This window comes from Paenibacillus oralis, assembly GCF_003863965.1.
GTDB lineage: Bacteria > Bacillota > Bacilli > Paenibacillales > Paenibacillaceae > Fontibacillus > Fontibacillus oralis.
On record NZ_RRCN01000001.1, the window covers coordinates 5,717,841 to 5,741,528 of the forward strand.

Annotated in this window: 23 protein-coding genes and 1 pseudogene; 1 reads left to right on the forward strand and 23 read right to left on the reverse strand. The window is 55.4% G+C overall.

The window, feature by feature from the left end; genetic code table 11:
- Positions 1 to 30: 30 nt before the first annotated feature.
- The 22 genes and pseudogenes from EHV15_RS25565 to EHV15_RS25665 form a co-directional block, all read right to left on the reverse strand.
- The gene (locus tag EHV15_RS25565; protein WP_128633715.1) at positions 31 to 1,032 is read right to left on the reverse strand and encodes a hypothetical protein; all 1,002 of its coding nucleotides are present in this window, start codon (positions 1,030 to 1,032) and stop codon (positions 31 to 33) included.
- Entirely contained in the window at positions 1,019 to 1,573 is a 555-nt protein-coding gene (locus tag EHV15_RS25570) for a hypothetical protein (protein ID WP_128633716.1), read from the reverse strand. The genes EHV15_RS25565 and EHV15_RS25570 overlap by 14 nt, the downstream gene beginning before the upstream one ends.
- Positions 1,574 to 1,586: 13 nt before the next feature.
- Positions 1,587 to 2,051, reverse strand: coding sequence for a hypothetical protein (locus EHV15_RS25575; protein ID WP_128633717.1), 465 nt, complete (start codon positions 2,049 to 2,051; stop codon positions 1,587 to 1,589).
- 19 nt (positions 2,052 to 2,070) lie between these two features.
- On the reverse strand, positions 2,071 to 2,559 hold the full coding sequence (locus tag EHV15_RS25580; RefSeq protein WP_128633718.1) for an ABC transporter permease: 489 nt from the start codon (positions 2,557 to 2,559) through the stop codon (positions 2,071 to 2,073).
- A 23-nt stretch (positions 2,560 to 2,582) separates the two neighbouring features.
- Positions 2,583 to 4,670: a hypothetical protein gene (locus tag EHV15_RS25585; RefSeq protein WP_128633719.1), complete on the reverse strand. Its 2,088-nt coding sequence runs from the start codon at positions 4,668 to 4,670 to the stop codon at positions 2,583 to 2,585.
- Entirely contained in the window at positions 4,660 to 6,519 is a 1,860-nt protein-coding gene (locus tag EHV15_RS25590) for an ATPase, T2SS/T4P/T4SS family (protein ID WP_128635532.1), read from the reverse strand. The genes EHV15_RS25585 and EHV15_RS25590 overlap by 11 nt, the downstream gene beginning before the upstream one ends.
- A gap of 23 nt (positions 6,520 to 6,542) precedes the next feature.
- Complete coding sequence (locus tag EHV15_RS25595) at positions 6,543 to 7,406, reverse strand: hypothetical protein (protein WP_128633720.1); 864 nt, start codon at positions 7,404 to 7,406, stop codon at positions 6,543 to 6,545.
- Positions 7,403 to 8,119, reverse strand: coding sequence for a hypothetical protein (locus EHV15_RS25600; RefSeq protein WP_128633721.1), 717 nt, complete (start codon positions 8,117 to 8,119; stop codon positions 7,403 to 7,405). The genes EHV15_RS25595 and EHV15_RS25600 overlap by 4 nt, the downstream gene beginning before the upstream one ends.
- Before the next feature lie 19 nt (positions 8,120 to 8,138).
- Positions 8,139 to 9,038 (reverse strand): SAF domain-containing protein, encoded by a 900-nt coding sequence (locus tag EHV15_RS25605; RefSeq protein ID WP_128633722.1) that lies wholly within the window; start codon positions 9,036 to 9,038, stop codon positions 8,139 to 8,141.
- A gap of 16 nt (positions 9,039 to 9,054) precedes the next feature.
- Positions 9,055 to 10,575, reverse strand: a complete 1,521-nt coding sequence (locus EHV15_RS25610) for a serine/threonine-protein kinase (RefSeq protein ID WP_246061979.1) — start codon at positions 10,573 to 10,575, stop codon at positions 9,055 to 9,057.
- Positions 10,576 to 10,768: 193 nt separating this feature from the next.
- A complete protein-coding gene (locus EHV15_RS25615) occupies positions 10,769 to 11,830 on the reverse strand; it encodes an SAM-dependent methyltransferase (RefSeq protein WP_246061980.1) in 1,062 nt (353 codons plus the stop codon).
- 75 nt (positions 11,831 to 11,905) lie between these two features.
- Positions 11,906 to 12,133: pseudogene (locus EHV15_RS38425) on the reverse strand (cyclic-phosphate processing receiver domain-containing protein); the annotation flags it as partial.
- A 48-nt stretch (positions 12,134 to 12,181) separates the two neighbouring features.
- The gene (locus EHV15_RS25620; protein ID WP_128633724.1) at positions 12,182 to 13,036 is read right to left on the reverse strand and encodes a deoxyribonuclease IV; all 855 of its coding nucleotides are present in this window, start codon (positions 13,034 to 13,036) and stop codon (positions 12,182 to 12,184) included.
- On the reverse strand, positions 13,026 to 13,844 hold the full coding sequence (locus EHV15_RS25625; protein WP_128633725.1) for an Fpg/Nei family DNA glycosylase: 819 nt from the start codon (positions 13,842 to 13,844) through the stop codon (positions 13,026 to 13,028). The genes EHV15_RS25620 and EHV15_RS25625 overlap by 11 nt, the downstream gene beginning before the upstream one ends.
- 100 nt (positions 13,845 to 13,944) lie before the next feature.
- A complete protein-coding gene (locus EHV15_RS25630; RefSeq protein ID WP_246061778.1) occupies positions 13,945 to 14,736 on the reverse strand; it encodes a TIGR01457 family HAD-type hydrolase in 792 nt (263 codons plus the stop codon).
- A gap of 169 nt (positions 14,737 to 14,905) precedes the next feature.
- On the reverse strand, positions 14,906 to 15,847 hold the full coding sequence (rnz, locus tag EHV15_RS25635) for a ribonuclease Z (RefSeq protein WP_128633727.1): 942 nt from the start codon (positions 15,845 to 15,847) through the stop codon (positions 14,906 to 14,908).
- Between the two features lie 105 nt (positions 15,848 to 15,952).
- On the reverse strand, positions 15,953 to 19,390 hold the full coding sequence (gene metH, locus EHV15_RS25640) for a methionine synthase (protein WP_128633728.1): 3,438 nt from the start codon (positions 19,388 to 19,390) through the stop codon (positions 15,953 to 15,955).
- A 178-nt stretch (positions 19,391 to 19,568) separates the two neighbouring features.
- On the reverse strand, positions 19,569 to 19,973 hold the full coding sequence (locus EHV15_RS25645) for a FixH family protein (protein WP_128633729.1): 405 nt from the start codon (positions 19,971 to 19,973) through the stop codon (positions 19,569 to 19,571).
- A 65-nt stretch (positions 19,974 to 20,038) separates the two neighbouring features.
- Positions 20,039 to 20,836 carry an HAD family hydrolase gene (locus tag EHV15_RS25650; RefSeq protein WP_128633730.1) on the reverse strand — a complete coding sequence of 266 codons (798 nt, stop codon included), beginning with the start codon at positions 20,834 to 20,836 and terminating at the stop codon, positions 20,039 to 20,041.
- Between the two features lie 50 nt (positions 20,837 to 20,886).
- Positions 20,887 to 21,423, reverse strand: a complete 537-nt coding sequence (locus tag EHV15_RS25655) for a hypothetical protein (RefSeq protein WP_128633731.1) — start codon at positions 21,421 to 21,423, stop codon at positions 20,887 to 20,889.
- A gap of 13 nt (positions 21,424 to 21,436) precedes the next feature.
- Entirely contained in the window at positions 21,437 to 21,610 is a 174-nt protein-coding gene (locus EHV15_RS25660; RefSeq protein ID WP_128633732.1) for a DUF896 domain-containing protein, read from the reverse strand.
- 232 nt (positions 21,611 to 21,842) lie between these two features.
- Positions 21,843 to 22,208: a LysM peptidoglycan-binding domain-containing protein gene (locus EHV15_RS25665; protein ID WP_128633733.1), complete on the reverse strand. Its 366-nt coding sequence runs from the start codon at positions 22,206 to 22,208 to the stop codon at positions 21,843 to 21,845.
- Positions 22,209 to 22,410: 202 nt separating this feature from the next.
- Between EHV15_RS25665 and lexA the strand changes: the two genes are divergently transcribed.
- Positions 22,411 to 23,037 carry a transcriptional repressor LexA gene (lexA, locus tag EHV15_RS25670; protein WP_128633734.1) on the forward strand — a complete coding sequence of 209 codons (627 nt, stop codon included), beginning with the start codon at positions 22,411 to 22,413 and terminating at the stop codon, positions 23,035 to 23,037.
- Positions 23,038 to 23,126: 89 nt separating this feature from the next.
- On the opposite strand, the gene EHV15_RS36660 is transcribed toward lexA, so the two are convergent.
- Positions 23,127 to 23,288: a hypothetical protein gene (locus EHV15_RS36660; RefSeq protein WP_178075953.1), complete on the reverse strand. Its 162-nt coding sequence runs from the start codon at positions 23,286 to 23,288 to the stop codon at positions 23,127 to 23,129.
- Between the last annotated feature and the right edge of the window lie 400 nt (positions 23,289 to 23,688).

The following is a 23,688-nucleotide window of genomic DNA, read 5'->3' on the forward strand; positions in this document are numbered from 1 at the left end:
GTAACTTAGGGAATCTACCATTCATTGGATTTACAACCCTGACTTTAAGCATTTCGCCTGAAAATATCCGTTTGCTGCCGCCTCCCGCTCTCCGGGGAACACCTCGCTCACCTCGTACTCGGAACTGTCCGCTTCCGGACAGGTGTCCCGGAAATAATACTTAAGCCCATTTCCCGTATTCACTCCGCCAAGCACGGCATCGCTTCTCACGAGGCGTCCGCCGCCCAACGCATAATTGTTGTAATAACGGTCACCGACCGGAATGCCTTGCAGAAACACAAGCACCCCCACGTCGTCCAGCGTGTTGTTCCATTCCTCCTGCGGAATGACCGGCAGTGTGAACGTATAATGAACGCCTTTTTTCAGGGCAAACTCATTATGCCGATGAATTACCTTGGCCAGATCCTCCTCGATGCTGCGCACAATGGCCGTGCGCCGCACTTGATCAAACTGCTCATCATCTTGAAGGAGCGGAATCGTTAGCTCCGGTTTCAGCTCGGTTTGCTGCCCGTCCGCCCATTCATCCAAACCGGAATCGTAGGCGGTTATATACCGGTCCAACGTGAAGGAGATAGAATTGCCATAGTCGTCCGCGTATACGTAAGGCTTCTTGAGGCTCCACCGATGCGTCATCTCAGGGCTGCCGTCCGCCGCGGCCGCCTCCGCCGCCGCATATATCGAGTACCCATCGTAGTCCATAACGACGATGGCAGGTATGTATACCAGCAAAGCCTGCTGCGCCAGCGGGTCATCCGCCACCCCGAAATGGATGTACAGGCTTTGCAGCAGTACGGAAAGAGCCTGTTCCTTATCAGCGCGCATCCATTTTTGCGAACCGTACCCGCTTTCGTATTGCTGAAGTTCATTGAGGTTCAGCGCGCTGCCGGCGTCCTGGGCGGCCGTTCTCAGCGCCGTCGTATACCGCATTTCGAGCATGCCGGCTTCGCGGATATTTTCAGCATGCAAGCTGCCGAGCCAAAGGAACGGACTGACGATGAGCACAAACACGACCGCCCAATCAGTAATCTTCATTTAATACCATACCCCCGTAGGTCAACACGTTTTTGTAGACCGCGGCTGCCTTGGTTCCATACAAAAATTCGGACAGCACATCATATGGCGATCGAGATCGATCTTTCGCGGTAACGCTGAAAAAATCTCCCGCCTGCAGCTTATATTTCACTTGCTCTTCGCTGGTTGCTGCCTGGTTCTCGCTAAACAGAACGCCCAGGATCTCTTCAGTGTAGTAGGCGTCGTACACGACGGTAAACCGGCCTTGAAACGTATTCGGGTCGGCCGGATCGCCGTATTCGGGGTGATATTTTTTATGCCAGTGTTCAAGCTCAATATCGTAATGATTACCCTCGGCTTCCAGGTTGCGGGTAAATTCCTCGTACATCACCGGTGAGATATACCCCTTCGTACGCACCGCATCGGCAAACTCGGTTAGGGCATGATAAGCCGCCAGGTAACGGATATCTTCCTCCCGTTGAGCTGTCTGAACAGCCGGAAACAAGTACAGCAGCAGGACGGCCAGCAGCGCGGACGTGATTTTGGACAAAGCGTTGGTCATGTCGATCGCCCCCTTATTTCTTTGTGAAAACCAGCTCCGCCAGCTGACCGCCGGCATCGTATCCACGCCGGGTTTCGTATTGCCCCTGCAGGTCAAGCAACGACAGCGCCTCCCTGCGCCTTTGTTCCAAAACTTCAGCCGGTTCATCCCCGGTCAAGGCCGCAAACCGCCGGCCCTCCACCACGATCGGAACGCCAAGCTCCACCCATTGCTGCAAGCCATAGAGCAAGCTTAGGCCGGAGTAAGTTTCCCTCCAATCCAGCGCGGCGTCCGCCGAATCGGACGGAGCGGCCTGCGTCCCCGCAAGCGCACCGTCCACCAAAGAAAACACGCTCCGCTCCTGAACATGACTCTGCGCCGCCAGCTGCTCCAGCGCCAAATCCTGCCGCTCCGCAAAATTTAACGTGATCAAGGCCGCGGTCAGGCAAAACGATACGGAGAGAAGCAGCCAGAGCATGCTTTTTGCCTGGTTCATCATCTGTCCGTCCGGCCCGCGATCAACGATTTACCGTCGTTTGCGTAAATATAAGGCCGCGCACGACATTGGAGTTATCCTTGACGACCTGGGCCTTAAATTTACCGCTGGGGTTCACGTACCCATCCAGCTTTTCATTCCAAGTATCGCTGATGTCCGCATTGCTTTTGCTCGTAACCGAACCGTAATCTCTCGATGAAGACGAACCGATGTTCAAGATGTATCCATACCACTCCCCAACGCTGTTTTTCCCTGTTTTTACCTGAACGCCGAACTGATCGCGGTCCTGGAATTTACGCAGCGCGTTCGTCACTTGCGAGCCGCTGATCGTCGTATCGTCGTACACCGTAAACGAGGCCTGGGACAGCTCCGTCTGAATGTCGGAGAAATTGTTTTGCGCGGTTTTCGTCGCCTCCTGGGCGGAAACGAACAAAATGACCACAATCGTAATCAAAGCGATCGTCAAGAAAATACCGGCAGCCACCTTTAAAGCGGATGAAGCGTTATTCATAAGTACTAGTCCTCCTTGGTTCATCATAATTTTTGGATTTGTTCAAAATACAAGCCCATTTGCTGAAAGCTCATCCAAATGAGCGGAATCACCAGATACGCGAACACGAGCGAATACATGGGCGCAAACCCGATCATCCGGCCGAATCCGGCCTTCACATCAATCGACTTCTCGTAATCGAGACGCCGGCGTTCAAAGTGATAGGACATCTCGCTGTCCAAATCGTCAAACGCGTCGGCTATCGTGATTTTTTCCGAAGCCAGCAGCAGCTTGTCCGCAAGCCGCACGAATTCCTCCAGCACCACCTCCCGCTTCAGCTCCGCCAAGGCAACTTCGGCCCCGTGGCCGTAATCCAGCAGGCATTTCTGCAGCGGCGTCCTAAAAATGACGGCATAGGAAGCCAGCCACTCCAAAATTTCCTCCACCGAAATTCGCTCCAGCTCCCGCAAAATGGTGATCATCGTCTGAAATTGATAAACCTCGTGCCGCATGTCCATCAGGCGCATGCTGCGCTGAAACATCAGCGTCCAGAGGGGAAAATAATATCCGGCCCCGCCGGCCAGAAGCGCAAACAGCAGCTCCCACCATTTCAGATATTCATCGTTCCAGCGCTGAAGCTTGCCCTGGATCCGCTGGGCGGCCGCGAATATTTCTTCGCGGGTTGGGACCGTAGCCCCGCGGCTCATCACCGACGCAGCCGATTCGGCAACCTCATCGACCTGCGCATCTCCGGCCATATCCAGCTGTTTCATCACCCGGGCGTCCAGTTCGGCTTGAACGCGGGCCTCGCGGGCCTCTTCCTTCGTCAGCGAACCAAAAAACACGGCTCCGTCCGGAGGCTCCAGCAAAATGTATTGCCGCGACAAATGGTGAAGCGTAAAAACGGCAGCCAGCGTAAACAGCAAACCGCTGACAAATAAAGCAACCCGCCTCATCTGGAACAGCTTGACGGGCAACGTATGGTTCGTATCCTTCAGCAGCCGGGTAAGCTTGTGGTAAGCCTCCGTGGCAGGCTGCGGCACAAACCACTGGCACAGAGTTCCCAGCCCGCGCAGCTTCAGCAACCGGGCTTCCCAGGGAACTTTGGCCTCACCGGCGCGGTATGCCGTCTCCTCCTCGCTTTTCAACTTTTGCAGCAGCAAGTAACAGAGCAGGATGATCAGAAACAGCCCGATTTTGATGGCCATCCCCGCTTTGCTTAAATAGAATTGGTCCATCTGCGGAAATTGGCTTCTGGCCCACACCTCCACCGGTTTCGTAAAGAAAACCGGCATCAGGGCAATCACATGCAGCCCTTTCAGTAAATAGTCCAGCCGGTTTTTGCGGATCAGCTCCAGTTGGATTTCCCCGGTTAGGCTTGTTATCCCCCGTAAATACAGAGACCCCTGGGCACGTTTGCGGTCCCCGTATTCAAGCACCAGCCTGGAGATGCCGGCAAAAGCTTTCAGAAAGCGGTTGGGCGCCGTTTCGTAATATTTCTCCAGCGCTTCGTCCGGGTTTGCGTCCGTTAGCGCCTCGCCGATCATATGCGCGTGAATTCCGATCTCCCGTCCGGTGTTTTCCCCCGCCTCCTCGATCGCGTCGGCCGCCATGCCGTGGCGGTGATAAGCATGGCGGACGGCGGCAAAGAAATCGAGCATCTGTTCGAGCAGCCTGGTCTCCTGCCTGTTTACGTACCCGTCAAGCAGCACGCTTTGAATAACCGCCCCGGCGATCAACAGCGACAACACGAAAATCCAGTTCGGATTAATTACAGCCAGAACACCAATGACGGTGATATACGCGCCCCCGGAGAAATAAGCGAATTTCATCGTTTCGCGCCGGAGTTCAAACTCGTCTAACCGGTGGACCGGAGCCAGCCGTTTGCGGATCTTCACAGCATAATACCTAAGCGGCGGCAGCCTCATCCATACCGCATAAGATCTCATTGCAAAGGCGGATAAGGCCCTGGCAAAACTATCCCTGGCTCCCCGGCCAGCCTTTCCGGACGCGTCTTCCTCAAGACCCAGCGCGTTCTCGCGCGAGCCGATTAAGCGGCCGGCGGCATACAACAAGCCAAAACCGACCAGCGAAATTCCCATCACGGCGATAAGCGCCGATTTAAGCTCCAATCTTCTCCCCCCAATACGCCTCCGCAAACCGGCGGAACGAAGCTGCGTCCTCCGGCGTCATCTCGCGGATCATCGCTTCCCGGGAGCGATTCGAGATCGGCTGAACGGCTACGTAAGAACCGTCCCGGTATTCAACGATCACCCGCTCCGAGTAACCGCGGCGGTACACCATGGCTTCATCGGCTGGTCCGCTCCCCGTTTCAACAGCCCCGCCCAGCTCGCCCGCATCCCTTTCGTCCGGCCGGCAGCACTCCGTGATCCGCTCGATATACCGGTTCCCGGCCATATCCCGGCGCAGATGCACATCGAAATCGATCGCCGAGGCGACCTGCAATTCCGCCACGCGTTCATCGCGGAACACACCGGTTTTCAGCAAAGAATTCCGCAGCGATTCCATCAGATCGCGGAACGTTTTGGCATGATGCGTAAACAGGGTGAACAGGCTCGCTACCTGAGCCATCTGCACCATCCACGCAGCGACCTCGTCCGTGGCCACCTCGCCCAAAATGTTCACGGTGCCGTCCGTCTTTTTCTGCAGATCCAACCCCGCCTGACCGCTGACATAATCCGTCTCCCGGAAGCTCAAAATATTTCTGCCCGTGTAAATTCTGCGCAAATTAAGCTCAAAAGACATCTCCTGGACGCGCAGCGTATAGGAGGCGTAAATATGCTTGACGAGCGCCATCAGCAGCGTCGTTTTGCCCGATCCCTGCGAACCTGTAATTGCAGTGATGCGGCTTCCTTTCATGAGGAATTTCAGCAGCTCTACGGGCAGCGGTGAATTTCCCCCTAGAATAAGCTGCTCCAGCACAGCGTTTTTCACATCGAATTTGCGCACAAAAAACGCCCACGACTCCGCAAACGGCGGCCTAACCACCACGATCCGCGAGCCATCCTTCATCTCGTTGACTTTAAAGCCGTTCGCTTCGGACAACTGGCCCGGCAAATTAAATTTGTAAATGTTCTGGCACACCCGCTTCAGTTCCGCTTCACTGCCGAACGACAAGAAAGCAAGGCGCACGCTTTTGCCTTTGTGAAAAATCCATACGCTGTCCCACGAACGGGAAATTTCTTCTCCATCCTCACCAGTTGGGCCAAGCGCCTCTGCCCCTGCATTCTGCCCCTCCTCTTCCGGCGTGATCGCCATATGCGCGGGGATGCCGCTGACGCCGCCGCTTACTCCGTCAATCCGCTGCCCCAGCAGCTCGTCCACAACGGAAAAGCCTTTGTATGCCTGGTAAATGCGCTGCACGACGAGATCGAGCTTTTCCCGGAACGTCAAGAAACGGTATTCACGGTAAAAAATGCGATCCACATCCTCGGCGTTGATCTCATAAACAAACGACCCATCCTCCGCTTTGGGAGCTTTGGGCTCATCCAAACTGTACTCCTCGATCAACCGGGACAATCCATCGGTTCCAAAGCTGAGCTTATACAGGTATAAAACGATGTCGAAGCGATCCTGCGCCGTCAGCTTGTCCCTATTGTCGAACGGAATAATCCGGTCGATGTTGTCTTCCCCAATCCCGTAACTGTGGGCCAGTAAATCCTTGATAAAGGATTTCACGTACCGTTTGTCCTGCGCGTCGCCGTATGTACATCCCCGCAGCGCCTTGCGCAGCTCGGCCCGCGCTTTGACCCGGCGGTTCCAGGTCTCTTCGCCCACTCCCCAGTCATTGGCGTGCGAACGGCTCAGCTCATGCAAGCTGCGCTTCACGTATTCGATCAGCGCGGGGAACGAATAGCGGTCGTCGTCCGCCTTGCGAACAACAGGTCCGCCTGCGGCGGTACGCGCCTTCAACCATAAAATGAGCAGCCCTAACAATACAATGAGAGCGATGAGCAGCATGTTTACGGTTTTGTCGTTCAAGCTTAAGCCCCCCTCTCACGAGCTGCTTGTAGTGTCGCTTTTCCCGTAAGCTCCAGCAGATTCCGGCTCAAATCCCGGCAGCTTGCCAGCACGGCTTCCCGCGAGCCGCCCCGTTTCGGAAGCAGTCTGTACCGGCGAAAAAACGACAGGATGTCCCGATCGTTCCACGCGTTCGCAAACTCGGTGTCGTAAGGAATGCCGAAGACCGGCAGCGCACGGCGGTAACGGCGCTTCAGATTGGCCAGATTCAAGCCGGAGCCCGAATCGTAAGGGGCCAGGATTACGCACAGTTTGCGGCGGCTCGTCACCGTTTGTTTCGCGAGCGCGTCAAAAAAATCGTCCAGTTGCGACCGCCGCTGCTGCAGCACCGCCACCACAACCTCTTCTTCGCTGCCGGCCAATGCTTCCGGCAGCTCTCGTATCCGCGGGGCGTGCCTCAGCACAAGGTCATAGCTCTGTTCCGCAGCCAGCGCCAACTCTAACAGATCTTGCCCTTCGCTAAGTTCGGACGTACCGTGGAGACCGCCGGCCCGAAAGCCTGTCGCCAGATCAAGACGGCCGCGAATGACGGGCAGCGTGTAATCGGAGTAATTCGCTTTCGTAAGCATTCCGCTGGCTGATAGGCGGAGCAGCGCTTCGATCCCGTATTCGCTAAGCCGCGAGCCCAAAATGCCGCTTTCTCCCGAACCAGCTTCCGAAGCATGACGGCTTCCCGCCCGCAGTCCCTCCTCCACACCGCTGCCATGGCGCCCGTCATTAAACAACAGCACGCGAAGCGGGAAATGAAGGCCCATGGTGACGGCGCAAACTGCGGCTACGCTCGCCGAACTCCCGTGCCCGGGATCCCAAAACAAAATTCTGCTCATGCGCGTCTCCTTTCCGCCCCGCGCAGCGCCCTTTTTGCGGCTCCGGCTTCAAAGCCGGCCAACCCGCTGAGCAGTTGGCGCAGCGCACGCTTATAAGAGCGGGATAAGCGGCTCATGCGCAGCCGATGCGCATGTTCATTTTCCAGCTGCACGGCCAGATTCAGCTCATTCCACGGAATGATGATTTCCTCCTCGTGCCACTGGAACCCAATATCGTCCATAAAGCCGAGAATATAGTCGGTGCCAAAGCAGCTGTCCACCGTTCGGATAAAAACCGGGCGCACGCGCAGCCCCCGCAGCTCGGGCAGCATATTTACGAGACAACGCAGCCACCGGGCGGTCGATTCTACCTCATAACGGTCAAAGGAAGTGACCAAAACCACCTCATTGGCGGAAGCGAAAATGTCCGGCGTAACGGTGTGTAAAGCTTCCAAATCAACCAATTCGCAATCGTAGTCCTTGCCCGCCGTTCCTTCGCTCCCATCCGCAGCGTTCTGGAGCAGCCTTATGGCCTGAGGCCCCGCCGCCACGTCAAACCCGCAAAACTCCGTCACCGGCAGGAGCGGCTGAATCCCTCCGATCGAATAACGGTATTTGCCGCCCTCCGTAGCATCGACCAGCAGCACGCTTCGTCCCGCGGCCGTTAAAGCGCTGCTTAAATAAAGCAGCAGATCCCGTTTATCGCTTTTTCCGATAAATACCCAGCGCTTCATTTCTCCATCCCCCTGTCCACTATTTCAATTGAAAGCTGTCTTCTTCGGCCGGCGTTTCATTCTTGAGCGCCTCCTGCGCTTCCAGGCGGTTGCTGGCGAATTCGGAGGCCTGCCGCGGGGACATCGAGACCAGGTCGCTCTCCAGTCTTTCCCGCGCGGCGGCGTTCAAGGCGTTCTCCGCCTCCCGGACAATGTTCGGATCCTTTTTGATCAACTGCATCACCGCGCCATTCGCGGGATAGGTCGGCGTCGACTTGTCTTGCAAATAAGGCTCGACATAGGTCAGCGCGTAAATGGATGCTTTATGCAGGTAAGCGTCGACGATCGCGCTGGAGAGCGATAAAATCTCTGCCTCGCCCAGCGTCACCGTCACCGTTCCGGAGGCCAGCGTCTCGATCTTTTTTTTGGACAGCAAAATATAGTCCTGTCCGGTCGGAAACTGAATGCGGATATCGACGACGTCGTCCTCCTTCAAGGCGGCCGGAAGCAAAACGAAGCTCATTTCGCGCCAGCGCAAATCGTCCGTCGTCGGCGCCTCCTCGTACAGCAGTGTCTCCGTCAACAACGTAAACGGCCGGAGGGTGATCTTGGCGATCTTGCCGGCGATGTCGTCGCTCGACTTTATGGCGTCGGCCGGGACGCTGTCGGCCGGCAACTCAACCTCCTTCATATCGTCCGCCTTAATCGGATGCCCTGCCGGAATCTCGCTGGCCGGCACCCATCCCCTGACCGTTGGGCGATTCGCTGCTTTCTGCAAAGTCTCGATTTGCGCTTCGTATTTCTGCTGTAACGCAAGCCTCACCGTTTGATTTTGCTTCCCCTTATACACGGCATACCCCGCGAAAAACAAACCCATGACCGCGGCTCCCGCAAGTCCGGCCCAGATCAAATGCTTCGTTTTCTGTCTCAATCTTGACATTCGTTCATCTCCTTACCTACAATTTCTGCTTCGCAAGAAAGCTCCGGCCGCTCCGCTTTGGCCGCGGCAGCAGGCTGCCGCAAAGAACACGTAACGCTGCGGTTATGTCTTCGCCGGGCTCAAACGGCTCCGGCTCGGCCGGGATGGCGTACACGCTGCGGGTCCGCAGCCTTTTGGCGAGCCGTTTTACCGCCGATGCCGAGGCCAAAGGAACGCAGAATTTCCATGTGGACGGCCATTTTCCGGACAACCCGACCGTTTCGGCGAACCGCTCCAGTTCCTCCGCCCTCCATTCGGCGGCCGAGCCGACGACGAGGGACAAATCGGCGCGTTTGAACTCTTCCATCTGTTCCTTTTGCCGGCCGGTCCCCAGATCGCAAATGAGATACTCGTAACCGCCGGTCAGCAGCTCGATCCATTCGGTTCGCGAAGGCGCCCTAACATATTGGACGTTGCCGATGCGAAACTGCCGGGGCGCGGAGGACGCGAACTCGCCGAGCGCGATTCGGGCAAGCCGCTGAAAAGCCGGCGATTTTGCCTCCATTTCGGCGATCGCGATCCTTTTGGCGCTGCGGGACAGTACATGGGCTAGCGCGATCGCCGTATGGGTCGTTCCTGCTCCCGGCGACGCGCCGATGACGGCGATGACCGCCGTCCTCCCTCCGGCGGCAGGCTGACCGCCAGTAGGCGGTCCCTCCCAAGCCGAGGGGGATGCATCCGATACTTCCGATGCTTCCGCCGCATGCGCCCGGAGCACTTCCCTCAGCGCCTCGCCGGCCGCTTCCGCAGAAGCAAAACGCGCTTCCGGCCGCTGCTGAAGCAGCCGTTCCAGAACCGGGAGCAACTGGCCGTGCCCTTGCCTCCGCAGACAATCCTCCGCCTCTTGCGTCCATGCGCTGTATTTGCAGTCTGTTCCCAAATACAGCAGCACCGCGCCAAGCGAATACAAGTCGGCGCGTCCGTCGCTTTGACGTCCGCCGTATTGTTCCGGGGCCGCAAAACCCACCGTCCCAAGCTGAATCGTGTCCTCGGCTTTGCCCGCCTCATACGTGCGGGCGATGCCGAAATCGATAAAGCGGATCTGCCCTTTGCCGTCCACCAGTAAATTGGACGGTTTCACGTCGCGATGGATGACGGGCGGGCGATGCGTGTGCAAATAATGCAGCCCTTCGGCGATTTGCAGGGCGAACCGGATCAACGCTTCTGTCGGAACACGTCCTCCGCGCGCTTTCACATAACGGTCCAGATGCTCTCCTACGATATAATCCATCACGATGTACGAATAACCCGAACCGTCTTCCTGGATAAAATCGACGATGCGCGGCAGGCGGGGGTGGTTCAGCGAAATAAGCAACTCGGCTTCCTGGGCAACCGGCACTTTATGCCCCGGTGCCGCGAAGCTTTCCTTGACGGCCCAAACCTTCCCCGGCAGCTTCAAATCCGAAGCAAGGTACACCCGGCTCATCCCGCCCTGGCCGACAATCCGCTCAATCGGATAGCGCCCGGCAAGCAAATCCCCGGGAGCTAACCGCGGCACAAAAGGCAACTCAAACCCTCCTTTCCAGACGCAAAAAAAGGAAAGTCCCCCATCTCACCGCTTCAGCCGTAAGGCCAAAGGCAGCGAAACGGGATACTTTCCCTTCGCGGTCATTGTATAATTTTGGAATTATTATAGGACAGGTTTGCACCAAATGTAAAGCATTTTTTTCAGATGCTATTATTTTAGGTCATTAATATTTAATCATATATAATGTAATCTCGTCGCGGTTATGGAACAGCTGCTTTGCCCGCTGTACCTGCAATCTCGCCTCCTGGAACATGCCTATGACCTCCTGAATCAAAGCCATCGGTTTTTTGTGCATCAGCTTCACCGTTACGAGCGCCGTTCCCCCCGGGACGAGCGAATACAGCAGATTCGTTACCAGCTTGGCCGTAAGCTTTGGACTCCAGCTCATGTCGCACACGAGCAGGTCGAATTGGTGTTCCTTGAACTTTACGCTGTCGGCGTTGCGCTGTAAAAAAGTCAGCTTGGGCGATGACAGCAAAGAAGGATGCAATTTTGCCGTATCGACCGCCGTAACGTTCAGCCCGCGTTCCAGCAAAAAGGAGGTCCATCCCCCCGGGGCCGCTCCGATATCAAGCGCTTCGCGAAACGATGCGAACGGGATGTCAAACGTCGCTTCCGCTTCCAGCAGTTTGAATTTGGCCCGCGAAATTTGCCCTTCTTCTTTCCGAAAGCGGATGGCTCCGCCGTTCCAGTCGGACAAATTGTCCTCCGGGCGAGCCACGCCCGCATATACCCGGTCGCTGCCGGCAAACACGGAAATCACCCAATCCGCGTCCCGGACGACAAACTCGGTGCCGGCCAAATCCTTCAGTTCGCTTAGCAGCGCATCCTTCATTTCCCCGGCCGTCCCGCTCCACAGGGCGTCCTCCGATTTGCGCGTTTGTACGGCGACGCGGGCGCCGGGCAGCCGGAAATCACCAAGCAGAAACTTGCGCAGCGCCGGCAGCCAGCCGTTCCGATCGGCGTCCGCTTGCTCGCCGGGGCACCATTCCCAATCGACCAAAAAAGCGTGGCGCAGAAATACCGGAGGTGCCGCGGCGAGCTGTTCGGCGACTTCCTCAACCGCTTTCTGCAGGGTAGCGGCAAACACTTCGCCGGGAATCAGCATCGTGCTTTTGACGCTGCCGAACGTCCGCCGGAGTTCCTCCTGAGCATATGGCGCAAAGCCGTGATTGGCCGTGCAAATCCATTTGGATTGAGGCGGCACCTGGCAATGCCGGGCGATCTCATCGAGCCGTTCGAACGGAATCGGTCCGTTATGCAGCAGCACATGCTCCGGTTTGTTCGGATACAAAATTTCGTACATGCTTTTTCTTCCGGAAATGCTGGACGTATGCAAATAAATTTCCCGCGGAAACAGTCCTTCCCGAACCAGGGCCGCCGCCATGTCCGTACCATTTTTCTCCCCAGGTCCCATATCGTAATCCAGCGATAAAATGTCTACCTCCGTTAATCGCAGCAATTCCAGGCATTCGTCGACGGTGCGCGCTAGCGTAAACCCTTGCGGACATCGGCGAAAATCGTCCATATATAAATGAATCAAGTTTGTTCTTCCTTTCCGCGGTATTTCAGCTGCTTAGGCTTCCACCCACCGCCTCACTCGCTCCAAATCGTCTCTATAGGTCCCATCTTCTCCGGTTTCACTCTCAAAAATAAGCGGTGCATTCCGGATCGCATTGATCTTCAGCAGCCAGCGAAAACCGGATTCGCCGATATAGCCCTGACCAACGCGGGCATGACGGTCCTTCCGCGATAATACCGGGTATTTTGAATCATTGAAATGAACGGCGCCCAGGCCGTCCCATAACCCAAGCCGGTCGGCTTTTTCCGCAAAGTCCTGATCATCTTCTCCCCGCCACATCCCCGCCGCAAAAGCGTGGCAGGTGTCGAGGCAAAAGCCGATCCGCTCCGAATCCCGGCACAAGCGGCGAATTTGCACCAGTTCCTCGATCGTCATGCCCATATCCCCGTGATCGCCGGCCTGGTTTTCAATAAGCAGCTTTGCCGCTCCCTGCCAGCCATCGAGCACATCATTAATACATTGTATAATATTTTGGTATCCTTGTAAGGGGTTTCCTGACTTAAATGTGCCAAAATGAACAACAATTCCCAAAGATCCGCAGGCCTCGGCAATGGCCAGATCGTTGCGCAGCGAGTCCACGATTCTCCGGTACGCGGCGGGATCATCGCCCCGGCTTACCGCCAGATTGCTCGGATAGGGCGTATGCGCCACGGAAACAAGGCCATGCTCCCGGCAAAAGCCGCGGCAGCTCGCCGCATCCTGCGGGTCGAAGCTTTTTACCGCAAGGCTGCGGGGGTTTTTGGGAAAATACTGAAAGGCTCCGCCTCCGAGCCCAAGCGCCGCTTTGGCGGCCCCGAAATACCCCCCGCGAATACTTAAATGTCCCCCGATTTTCAGCTCAGCGGTCATGCTGGCAGCCCGGACTGTAGAACACTTTTCGTCCGTTCATTTCGGCTTTCACGATTTCGTCGCCGCAGCGCGGACAGGGCTCTCCCTCCCGGTCGTACACACGGCAAATCCCGTTTGCTCCGCCGGTGAGCGCATCGTTTTTGAACAGCGGCATTTCAATGTATCCGCCGGCTTCGATCGCTTCCAGCAGCACTTCCCGCATCGCCTTATACAGGTGCGACAGGTCTTCTTCGCTCATGTTTTGCAGCTTGGCCATCGGCAGCAGTCCGGCGGCGAAGGCAATTTCATCCGCATAGCGATTGCCGATGCCGGCGACGACATCCTGGTTGACAAGCGTCGTTTTCAAGCTGCCGCGGCGTTTGCGCAGGATCGAGATGAACCGCTCTTCATTCATTCTGCGGTCGAGCAGCTCCGGGCCCAGATGCGACATGAGCTCCTCCGCTTCCTTGGCGCTATGCAGATGCAGATGGCCAAGGCGCAGGCCGATGAAATAAAGCACCTGGCCGCCGGCAAAGGTGATTTCGATTTGCGTGCTCCGCTCCGGATGATCCTCTTTTGACCCCAGATAAAGCAGTCCGCCTAACATCAAATGCAGCAGCAGCCGCTTGCCGTTGTCCAAATGAAACAGCAAATGCTTGCCCCGCCGCTCGATAAAAATGATTTGTCTGCCGGCGAGTTCCCGGGTAAACGCGGCAGCCTCCATATTAATCGACTTCTCCCGGTGAATTGCGATTTCCGTCATCGGAATATCCAAAATACGCTGTGACAACTGAATTCGATAGTTTTCCATTTCCGGCAGCTCCGGCATGGGTCATCTTCCCTTCGTTCATGAGGTTCATGATTTGGAACGTTTCATGGATACATAAGTTCATTCGTTGATTCATTCGTTGCTTCGTCTGTACCGGCCTTCAGCCTATCAGCCCGGCAACCTCATCCAAATTGCGGCACACCGCATCCGGACGGAAGCCGGAAGTCTTGATCGCGTCAGGCAACCGTTCTTCGGTCGTCACTCCCGTCAACGTCAAAATCGTCCCGCAGCCCGCGTTTACTCCTGCAGCGATATCCGTCAGCATGTTATCCCCGATGACGGCCACTTCTTCATTCCGCAAGCCTAAACGCTTAATGGCAAAATTCATCAGCGGTTCGGCCGGCTTGCCGATGATCACGGGTTTAGCTCCCGTAGCCGCTTGAATCGCGGCGGACAACGTTCCCGCTCCCGGCATCAATCCTCCTGTCGAAGGCAGCAGCAGATCGGGATTCGTCAGCACGTACCTGGCGCCTCCGCTGATCCAGCGGGCCGCTTTGGTCAACGTTTCGTATGTAAAATTGCGATCGATTCCCTGAACGACCACATCCGGCTGATCCTCATCCAGCGGCAGCCCCGCGTCCTGAAGCGCGGTCAGCAATCCGGTCTCACCGATCGCCGCCACCTTAACGCCGGCCGGCAGTTCACCCGCGATATACTCCGCCGCCGCCACCGCCGAAGTGCACACGTCTTCCGCGTTGGCGGGAATTCCCATCGCCTGCAGCTGCGCAGCGACCTGCTCCGGGGTCCGGGATGAATTGTTCGTGACGAATAAAAAAGGAATTTTTTGGGCCCGCAACACCGAAACGAGGCGATCCGCACCGGGAATCATCCGCGTCCCGTGATATAACGTGCCGTCCAAATCAATCAGAAAGGCTTTCCATCTCTCAGGCAATATTTTCATCCTTCCCATTTGGCCGTATCCATTTCATTGTACCTATTTCACCCAGGATCAGGCAAATTTCCGGCTCACCCTTTTGGAAATTTGTCAAAAAAACGTCTTGACGCGCTGCCAAACTTTGAAGGCGGCTGTCATTTCCTGCGCTTTCCCGGAAAATATTTTTTCAGCTTTCCCGATCGGACCGGCGCCGTATCGGGTACAGTACATGCTCCCTGGCCAGCTCCGACTCGGCAAAAACCGCTTTGGCCTCAACCTCCAGCCGCTCGAGCTGATCCTCGGACTTATACCGCGAGCTGAAATGGTTAAGAAATAAATGCCGCGCTCCCGCATCGCGTGCGGTCTCCGCCGCTTGCCTTGCCGTGCTGTGGTGATAGGCGTGGGCGGTGTCGGCCAATTCATGCAAAAATGTGGACTCATGCACCAGCACATCGGCGTTTTGAGCCAGCGTTTTGGCCGCGCTGCAAGGGCGCGTGTCGCCGAGAATCGTAACGATCCGCCCCGCCTTCGGCTTCCCGAGCACATCTGCGGCATGCAGCGTTTCGCCGCTTGGCGTTACGACGCTTTCTCCGTTTTTCAGCTTGCCGTAAAGCGGTCCGGGGCGAATGCCGTAACGTTCCAGCACCGCGGCGTCCAGCTTGCCGGGCAGGTCCTTCTCTACAACGCGGTATCCGTAGCTGGCAATCCGGTGCTCCAGCAAAGCGGCTTCCACGCGAAAAGTATCGTCCTCCAGCAGCACCCCGCCATCGTGTTCTACGATTTCAAGCTTGTAATCGATTCGCGATTCGCTGAGCTCAAGCGTGGTATTCACGAATTTTTTCAAACCTTTGGGGCCGAAAATGGTGAGCGGCGAATCTCCGCCCTGGTAAGCCCGGCTGGAAATCAGACCGGGAAGACCAAAAAGATGGTCGCCGTGCAGGTGCGTAATGAAGATGTATTCCAGCTTGCTCAGTTTCAGGGGCGAACGCAATATCTGATGCTGCGTCCCTTCGCCGCAGTCGAACAGCCACAAGGAACGGCGTTCCTCGAGCAGACGCAGCGCCAACGAGGTTACGTTGCGTTCCAGCGACGGCACCCCGGCATTGGTCCCCAAAAAATAAAGTTCCATGCGCATCGTCCTTCCGGTTGTAATCAAGTCTTGAACCAAAAAAGACTGCCAAAACCCTCCGATGCTCGGAGGGTTCGCCAGAAGCTTCTTCTTTTAAGAGGTAGTTCAAGCTTTGTCCACGTTAAAATACTGAGCCTGTGGATGGGCGAACACCATCGCCGACACGGAGGCCTCAGGCTCCATCATGAAGCCTTCCGTCAGCTCGATCCCGATGTCCTCCGGATGCAGCAGGTCAAACAGCAGCTGCTGATCCTCGAGATCCGGGCAAGCCGGGTAGCCGAACGAGACGCGAATCCCTTGGTAACGGGCCCCATGGCGCTGCTTCATGGTCATATCCGACGGATCCGGGAACCCCCAAATATCCCGCATAATATGGTGCACACGCTCGGCCAGCGCTTCCGCCAGCTCCAGCGCAACGGCCTGCAGCACATGCGAGCGGAGATAGTCCCCCCGATCCTTCCATGTTTCGGACAATTGGCGCACGCCCTGCCCGGCCGTCACGACCAGAAATCCGACGTAATCCATCTCTCCGCCGTCCACCGGTCTCAGGTAATCGGCAAGGCACAGATAAGGCTCCACCCGCTGTCTCGGGAAGCTAAACCGTTTGATCACTTTGCCGTGATCGGCCGGATCATAGATCAATATGTCGTTGCCGAACGATTGCGCCGGGAAAAAGCGGTACATCGCCTGCGTGCGGATAATGCCGTCCGTGACCGCCTCCAGCAAAATCTGATCCACCGTTTCTTTCAGCTCCACCGCTTTTTCGTTCCCCGCTGCGAGCAGTTGTTCAACGGAGCCGCGCAAACCTAAGTGATGCCCCAACAGCATTTGCCAGTTCACATAAGGAGTAATATGGCCGATCGGATAATCGCGCAGCACATGCCGCTCCAAATCCGGCGGGGTAAACACCGGCACATCCGTGCGGATTTGCGAACGCCGGACGCGGGTCAGCTCCGGCATAGGCTCGGCTACGGCCACCGCCTTATCGGCCTCTTTCTCCGCTTCCATTTCCAGCCGCATTTGCTCCCGGCTTGCCGGGTCCATCAGCTTGTTGGCCAGATCCAAACCGTCCATCGCATCTTTGGCGTAGACAACCATGCCGTTATACTCCGGCCGGATGCGCGTTTTCGTAAACTTGCGCGTCAGGGCGGCCCCGCCGACCATAATCGGCACGTCGATGCCCGCGTTGCGCAAATCCTGCGCGGTTAATACCATCTGCTGTGCCGATTTGACGAGCAAACCGGACAAGCCGATCGCGTCGGCTTTTTCTTCCCGGTAGGCCTCAATGATGCGTTCCGGTGGTACTTTTATGCCCAAATTCACGATTTGGTAACCGTTGTTGGACAGAATGATCTCCACCAGGTTTTTGCCGATGTCATGCACGTCGCCTTTCACGGTAGCCAGCAGGATTTTCCCTTTTACGCTCGATTCGTTTTTCTCCATAAACGGCTCGAGATAAGCGACGGAAGCCTTCATGACCTCCGCGCTCTGCAGTACTTCCGCGACGATCAGCTCGTTGTTGTTGAACAGCCGACCGACTTCCTCCATCCCGGCCATCAGCGGGCCGTTGATGATCTCCAGCGCGCTGTAGCGTTTAAGCGCTTCGTCCAGGTCGGGAATCAGCCCTTCTTTCGTTCCCTCCACCACGTAGGAAGCCAGCCGTTCTTCCAGCGTCAACTGAACCGTGCGCTCCTGCTTCACCACTTTTTTGTTGCGGAAAGCCGCGACAAATGCGGCCAGTGTCTCGTCATTGGTATGATAAATAAGTTCTTCCGCCAGCCGCCGTTCTTCTTCCGGGATTTTTGCGTACCGCTCCAGTTTTTCCGTGTTGACGATGGCATAATCGAGGCCGGCCTTGGTGCATTCGTACAAAAATACGGAGTTCAGCACCTCGCGGCCCGCTTCCGGCAAGCCAAAGGACACGTTGCTGACCCCAAGCACCGTTTGGCAGCTCGGGAGCGCCTCCTTGATCAGCCGGATGCCTTCAATCGTTTCCTTGGCGGAGCCGATGTACTGCTCGTCCCCCGTTCCTACCGGGAATACAAGCGGGTCAAAAATCAAATCCTCGGCGTTTAAGCCGTATTTATTCACGAGCAAATCGTGGGAACGTTTGGCCACCTCCAGCTTGTCTTCGCGGGTGATTGCCTGTCCCCGCTCGTCGATCGTCCCTACGACAACGGCCGCGCCATATTTATGGATCAACGGGGTGACGTGTTCGAACTTCTCTTCTCCGTCCTCAAGGTTAATGGAGTTAATAATCGATTTGCCTTGGCAGTATTTTAGCGCCAAGTCGATTACCTTCGGATCGGTCGTATCAACCATTAAAGGCACTTTGACCTTCTTCACAACCAGTTCAAGAAACTTCTTGATGTCCTCCGCTTCATCGCGGTCGGGATCCTGAACGCACACGTCGATCACCTGGGCGCCGTTCTTGACCTGGGCGCGGGCGATTTCCGAAGCCTCTTCATATTTGCCTTCCACGATGAGACGTTTGAATTTCCGCGAACCAAGAACGTTTGTTCTCTCCCCGACCAAATAAGGCCGGTTTGCGGACTCAACATAAACCGGCTCAATGCCGGACAATGCCGGAGGATGTTCTCCGATGAGCGTACGCGGCCGGTATCCGCTCAGCTTCTGCGCCAGCGCGGCGATATGAGCCGGCGTCGTTCCGCAGCAGCCGCCCGCGACGTTAAGCCAGCCCTCCTCGGCGAACGCGGCCATTTTCTGGGCCAGCGATTCCGGGGATTCGTGGTATTTGCCGTTTTCGTCCGGCAGTCCCGCGTTCGGGTGGCAGCTTACCGCGGCTTTTGCGATACCGGAAAGCGTACGGATATGGTCGCGCATAAATTCCGGACCGGTTGCGCAGTTCAGTCCGACCGAAATCGGCTTTAGATGCTCCAGCGAAATATAAAACGCTTCGATATTTTGCCCGGCCAGCGTCGTGCCCATCGGCTCGATCGTTCCGGAAATCATCAAGGGCAGCTGTTTGCCCGTTTTTTGCAGCGCCCGCGTTATCCCGATGCTTCCGGCCTTCACATTCAGCGTATCCTGCGACGTTTCCAGCATCAGCGCATCCACGCCGCCGTCGATCAGGGCGATGGCCTGCTCCTCGTAACTGTCGGTTAAATCGTCGAAGGTGACCCCGCCGGTGACGGACAGCGTTTTGGTCGTCGGGCCCAGCACGCCAACGACATATCTCGGATGGTCCGGCGTGCTGTGTTTTTCCGCGGCCGCTACGGCAAGTTTTGCCGCCGCCAGATTCAACTCCCTTGCTTGATGCGGTATATCGTATTCGGCCAGGACAACGGAGGTTGCCCCAAACGTATTCGTTTCAATCAGGTCGGCTCCGGCCGCCAAATATTGCTCGTGAATGCCTTGAATCACATCCGGGCGGGTGAGAACGAGCATCTCGTTACAGCCATCCAGCTCTTCCCCGCCGAAATCATTCGGAACAAGGTTTTCCTGCTGGATCATCGTGCCCATGGCGCCATCAAGTATCAGTATTCGTTCTTTTATTCTGTCTTCCAGGCTCGGTTTGCTCATGATCGTGTCCCTCCCGTAAAACGTTACGATATAGTTTAACAGAATAAAGCGTTGAAGAAAAGAGATGTTTCTTTAGTTCACCCTAATATAAAGCAAAAATAAGCTGCCCTCATCTCCATCGGATGCAGGCAGCTTGATTGTTGTTGCGCGCGGGGTTTTTATGTAAAATCGATCGGCGTTACTGTACCGTAAACTGTTTGGACGGCATCGAATGTTGATCCCGTGCGGTCACATGGGAAATCACTTTATAGGTTCCCGGATCCTCAAACTTGTGCTTGAGGACATAGGTGCCGTCCCCGGCGCTTTTTACCGTCACTTTGCTGTGCTCGGCGTTTTCGTCATCGGTGTTCCAAAATTCGAACATAACCTCCTGCGCATCATCGACGTTTTCTCCGCGATGCCCCACCTTGGCGGTAAACGTTACGGTCCCGCCGCTTTCAACGGTATCCGGCGTGACTTCAAGATTTACGCGGATCGGCTCGAGCGGCCCGCTGTCAGCCGCTGTCGTTTCGCTGCGTCCGCAGCCGCCAAGCACGGCGACGATCAGCACCAAAACGGCGATCCACCCGACTTTTCCCGGCAATGGATTTCCCTCCTTCCCGCTTATCGATCGAACATCCGCTTTTGCTCGGACGTCCGGACGAAAACTTACGCCAAACGCGCGATGATATCGTGCAGTTCGGACAAGTGCGAAATTTCGTAATCGGGTTTGATTTCGTCACTGCGCTGCTTTCCGTCGCGATTGACCCATACGGCCGTCATACCGACGCTAAGCGCGCCTTTAATATCGGTCGTCAGCTTGTCGCCGACCATGATTCCTTCGCCGGCTTCGATCCCCAAACGCTCTAACGCATGATGGAAAATGGACGGATCGGGTTTGCCTTTGCCGAACTTGCCGGAAATGATGATCTCGTCAAAAAACGGCGCCAGCTCCGGCACGCCGTCGAGCTTCTCCTGCTGCAGAGCCGGACATCCGTTCGTCAACAGCAGCAGCTTTACGGTTCCGTGAAGTTCCTTGAGCACATGGAACGTTTCTTCGTAGACATGCGGACGGGCACGGCGCTCTTGCGCAAACCGCGCCGCCAGTTCCTCGCCGAGCTGTTCGTTATCGACGCCGACGGCCAGCAAACCACGCCGCCAGGACTCCTTGCGGTATACCGGAGCAAGCTGCTCCAGCTGGCGGAACTCCGGCTGCTCTCCGGCCGAAAACGTAGCCCACAAGCCTTCAAACGGATTAATCCCGATCATCTTCGTAAACGGAAACGTTTCGTAAGATTCATACAATCCCCGGGCTTCCCGCCGCACCGCTTCCTCCAGCTCTTCCGGGACGATTCCCGGCACCCGCTGCGCCGCAAACTCGCATGCAGCGGCAAAGGCTTCCTTTACGCTGCGGTCATCCCACAACAGCGTATCATCCAAATCAAAACAAATACCTTTAATCGTCATCGTTTTAACCTCGCTCCATGATCTCCCTTTGGGGGCAAATGAAAAACGCCTTATTCCTTGACCAGCTTCACGTGATGCGTGTTGGCGTAGAGTTCCAGCCGCGCGGCCATCGCCTCGGTGTCAAAGCGGTTGCGCGTACGGTAGAACACCCACTTCACATCCCGGATTTTCGGTTCAATTACGATTTTGTTCCGGCTCACGATGATTTTGCTGATATTTCCGGCATCCAGCGCTTTGTCCCGGTTAAATTTCGAGGTGTAGAGCCAGCTTTTGTTGATGCGTAAATACGGCTTGCGGAGAAATATGGCGAGCGCCAGCACGGCGTAAAGGATGATCGTAATCCAAAACAACATCGTGTTCACCTCAGCCGAATTCCCGATGATGCCAACGCCGGCATAGAGCAGAGCCAACAAAAACAGCACGATCGGCAAAATAATGTTGCGCCCTTTGAATACGTCGCCTTCCCCATTAGCTCCCAGCCCGCTTCTCGTGTTTCTTCCGCCCTGCCCGCTCCCCAAATTCGGGCCCTTTCCTTTTTTTTGCATGCGGAGCTGATTCCGCTCCACTTTCCGGTCAAACGAAGCCATGCATGTTCCTCCCCTATTTATCTACAATCTCGATCGAATCGAGCTGCCGGCGAAAATTTCTGCGCACATTCTCCAGGTACGTTTCGCGAAGCTGGGCTCTTTCCAGCATCTCATCCTGGGTCAAACCTTCCGTTTTATGTTTACGGGCCAGTTCGTTAATCCGCTCTACCAAAGCATCGATGTCCATATCTTCCTCCTGGATTTATTTACTATGCGTATCTGATGATTCCGGTTTACCCGCGTTTTGGCGGAACAAGCATCATACAGGGCATTAATTCTTACTTTGACATGAGAAAAAGAGCTTGTCAAGGCGGCGGAAATCACTCCCTAACGCCAATAACAAGCCCCTTTATTTTATTGAGGTTGAATACGCACTTATTATAGTAAGAAAAAATCGAATTTCATATGCATACATATGGTCATTCCAAAGGAATGAACAGCGTATCCCCCGCCTCAATCGCGCTTGAGTCCAACCCGTTGACACGCATCAATTTCTTGATATACACACGTGTATCCGATCCTAGCGGCTTATGTTCTGCCGCGATTTCCCACAGTGTGTCCCCGGGCAGGATGACGATTTGTTCAAGCTCCTGTTCCGGCCGGCCGAAATCCGAGGAGGCGGCAAATGCCGTCACCACACCTGTGCAAGTGAGGCTCAACACCAGAAGAAAAACGGCAAACTTGGCGAAGCCGTTGCGGAACAACGAAATATGTAATCTTCTTTGCGCGGGACGAGTAAAAGAAGGTTGATCGTAGATGCTTTTATAAGAAGTGTATCTTGGCATAATCCATCACTCCAAACATTTGTTCTTATTTATGCCATTACTATAACACGAACATTTGTTTGATTCAATACTTTTTTCGAACAATCGTTCCCCTTTTATGCTTATCCCTTTCTTTAAAGCCTTCTTTTAGAACTAATGTTTGTACGAACGGCAGTTCTATGTTATAATTTTTCCAAACGTTACTAAATGGGGTTGATCCGATATGTCAAAGGTATCTAGCCGGCAACAGGCCATTCTGGAATTTATCCGCAACGAAGTTCGCGCCAAGGGATACCCGCCTTCCGTCCGGGAGATTGGGGAAGCCGTTGGACTTGCCTCCAGTTCTACGGTTCACGGCCATTTGGACCGGTTGGAGAAGAAAGGGCTGATCCGCCGCGACCCGACCAAACCGCGTGCCATCGAGCTGCTCAATCAGGAAGAATCCGAGAACATAAATAACTTCTCACATACCGTTGCTCGCGTGCCCGTCGTCGGCAAAGTTACGGCAGGCGTTCCGATTACCGCCACGGAGAATATCGAAGATTACTTTCCTTTGCCGGAGCATTACGCAAGAGAAGGCGAAATCTTTATGCTTTCCGTGAGTGGAGACAGCATGATTGAAGCCGGGATACATAATGGAGATTACGTGATTGTCCGCCAACAGCAGACAGCGGACAATGGGGACATCGTGGTGGCGATGACCGAAGACGACGAAGCGACGGTCAAAACCTTTTACAAGGAGAAAGACCATGTTCGCCTGCAGCCGGAAAACCCGACCATGGAGCCGCTGCGTCTGAAGCACGTAACCATTCTCGGCAAAGTAGTCGGTTTGTTCCGGGATCTGCAATGATTCAAATTTCCGGCAATGAAAAAAGGACGAAGCAGAATTTGACTGCTGCGTCCTTTTTTTGCGTCGGGAAAAGAGGTCCTAACCGCCAGCTAGTCCCAATCCAAATCCGGGAAAGAAGGCATCGTTCCGTAACCGGATCTTCCCCGTCTGCCGCGCATCCCCCATCCAAACCCGAATCCCGACCGCTCGGAAACCCACCACTGTTTCAAACGATACCGGCGCCGCTGATATCTTTTGAGTGCGGTAACCATTTCATTCAACCTCCTTATATCTATAAGGTATCCAATCGCTGAATAAAAAACGGCATATTTGTGATTTCCAAAATCTACTAATCCCCAGCGAACATTTTACCATTCCGCCTATTTTCATCTAAACCCGTTCACCCGTTCACCACGACGGTACTTGGACCGAAGGTGAAACTCCAGCGAAAAATATAAGGACAAAAAAGGCCGCTATTTCGGCGACATCACTCTCATCGAGTGCAATAAAGGAAATTTATGTCGCTATTTTCTCTAACCGCAAGGAAATACCCGCGTTTTGGACCATGCACAGGAAAATAAGAACAAAAAATACCGCTAATGGGAATGAACCTGCCTGGCTCCGGATAATAAGCACATAAAGTTCCGCTATTTTAAAGGTAGACGCTGCGTC